The organism is Milkweed yellows phytoplasma str. MW1 (genome assembly GCF_000309485.1).
In the GTDB taxonomy this organism is placed as follows: Bacteria; Bacillota_I; Bacilli_A; order Acholeplasmatales; family Acholeplasmataceae; genus Phytoplasma.
This window is the reverse complement of sequence record NZ_AKIL01000063.1, coordinates 1-2,327: the sequence shown is the minus strand read 5'-3', so window position 1 is coordinate 2,327 and position 2,327 is coordinate 1. Positions and strand designations below refer to the sequence as shown.

Below are 2,327 nucleotides of genomic sequence, written 5' to 3'. Positions count from 1 at the left end.
TTGAGGTGAAGTTCATAGCCAAGAAGATACCGCAAGAAGAAAAGAATTCCAAGGAGAAGACCTGAAATGGACCTAAACGCAAAAAGAAGAGTAATGTAGTAACCAAGTCGAAAAGAATTGAAACGACCTGTAGGATGGGACTAAATAGTTATTGAGTCCGACTAGTTAGATTATCAAGAGGTAAAAACCCCTTCCTGATTTCAATATCAACATCTTAACTCACCTGGTGGATAAACGGTATTTGCCTACCTTATGAGGTAGAAACTCATAAGTTAATGCTAAGGTTAGCGTCCCTAAAGAATTCATGTAGTTAATAAGAGTAACTTGGATTTTCCTAAAAGTCAAGGTTAAAACCTAAACATAAGAGGATAAAAAGTCTTATGGATTCAAGGAAAAAGCAGAATCATAGTAGTCGTTGGAGTAAAACTTGGCCTGGAATGGTTAAGACAATCGCCCCCAACCAGGAAGTCATGGAAAGCATGATATAGGGCGAAAGAGGAAATAATATTTCGAGTTTAAAGGCGTAGAAGGGCGGTGGCTATATGCTATCAAAGGAAAGTAAAATTTCAAAACTTCAAAACTAACTACGCATTTAAACAGAATTGAGACGAGATCGAAAGAAAACAAGAGAGTTCCAAAGAAGACTTATCAATGGTTGACTAATATTATAGAAAGCTATTACCTAGCTTTCAATAAAATAGCAACCAATAAAGGCGCTGGAACGGCTGGGATTGACTCTCAGACCATCGATGGGGTGAACTTAAAAAAACTCCAAAAATGGAATAAAGAGGTCAAAGAAGGAACATATGAACCTTCCCCAGTAAAAAAAATAGATATCCCTAAACCAAATGGTAAACTAAGACCTCTGGGGATTCCTACCATCAAGGATAGGACAATTCAAGAAGTCATAAGAAAACAATTGGAAGCATATTATGAACCTAAGTTCTCTGAATTCAGTTATGGATTTAGACCTGGAAAATCGACACATGATTGCTTAAAACGCTTTCAGCAAAGATTTAAAAAAAGGATAAATTGGTTTATTAAGATTGACTTGAAAGAGTTTTTTGATACGGTAAACCATAAAATGCTATATGAAATCATGGACAAAGATATCTCAAAAGATAAAGTCAAAAGACTAGTTGCTAAAATGGTTAAAAGTGGCGTCATGAAACAAGGACAATATATAGAAACCATTGCGGGAACTCCCCAAGGAGGGATTATTTCACCTATCTTATCGAACATCATGTTAAATGAGTTAGATGAATATATAGTAACCCTTCAAAAGGAATTATCAAGATTCTTAAAGGTGAAAAAAAATCCTATATACCACAAAATATGTAGGGATATAAATAAGGCCAAAAAGGAAAATGATAATAAAACAGTTGAAAGACTAAGAAGAGAATTGAGAGTAACTCAAAAATATGAGCAAAAACCAATTCGAATCGAATATTTGAGATATGCAGATGATTTCATTATTGGGGTAAGTTGTAAAAGTGATGCCTTACCACATCAAATTAAGAAAATGGTAGTTGAATTTATCGAAAACAATTTGAAGCTAAAAGTTTCAAGCGATAAAACCAAAATCCAAAAGACAAAAAAGGGATTGACTTCCTAGGTTATGATTTGTCGATATCTCCGACAAAGGATGAGCTTAATAAGAAGTTAACCAAATCAAGTCATAATGGAAGACCACAACTTAAAATGAATAGACAGTTAATTGAGGAAAAAGCTAAGGAAGTAGGATGGATAAATAAGAATAATAAAATTATCCACGATAAATCCCTTATCAGTTTTGAGAAGTTGGAAATAATAAAAACTTATAAGGCCATAATGAACGGATTTATAAACTATTATAGCTATATCTCAAACATTTCTCAATTAGGAAAATGGTATTACTATGCGACCTATTCTTTATTAAAAACTCTTGCTGGAAAAGATAAAAGTTCAATTGCAACTATCCGTAAGCGGTATCAACGGTATCAAATTGGAAAAAGTTTCGGTATCAAATATGAAACCAAAACTAAACCCAAATATGATAATTGGCCGCTATTTAGTTGGGATTTTGTGAAAAAATTAAGAAAGTATCAAAATAAGGATACGAACTTAATAATAAACACAAATACTTACAAAGGTAGAACCAAGTTAACGGATAGATTGCAAGCTGTTAAATGTAAAAAATGTTTAGTAGAAGGGGTTCCGCTGGAAATTCATCATACAAAAACAGTAAGAAACAAGAATATGCAAAGTATTAGAAACAAAGAAACAAAGGTATTATGCAAAACTTGTCATCAAAAAATAACGAACCAACAAATAAAATCATTTGGATG

2 protein-coding genes are annotated in these 2,327 nt (G+C 33.0%); both read left to right on the top strand.

Annotated elements, in window-relative coordinates; translation table 11 throughout:
- Positions 1-655 precede the first annotated feature (655 nt).
- Entirely contained in the window at positions 656-1,615 is a 960-nt protein-coding gene (locus RI76_RS02790; RefSeq protein WP_017192379.1) for a reverse transcriptase domain-containing protein, read from the top strand.
- An 86-nt stretch (positions 1,616-1,701) separates the two neighbouring features.
- The coding region (locus RI76_RS02785) for a group II intron reverse transcriptase/maturase (protein ID WP_315971947.1) at positions 1,702-2,327 on the top strand (626 nt) is incomplete at its 3' end.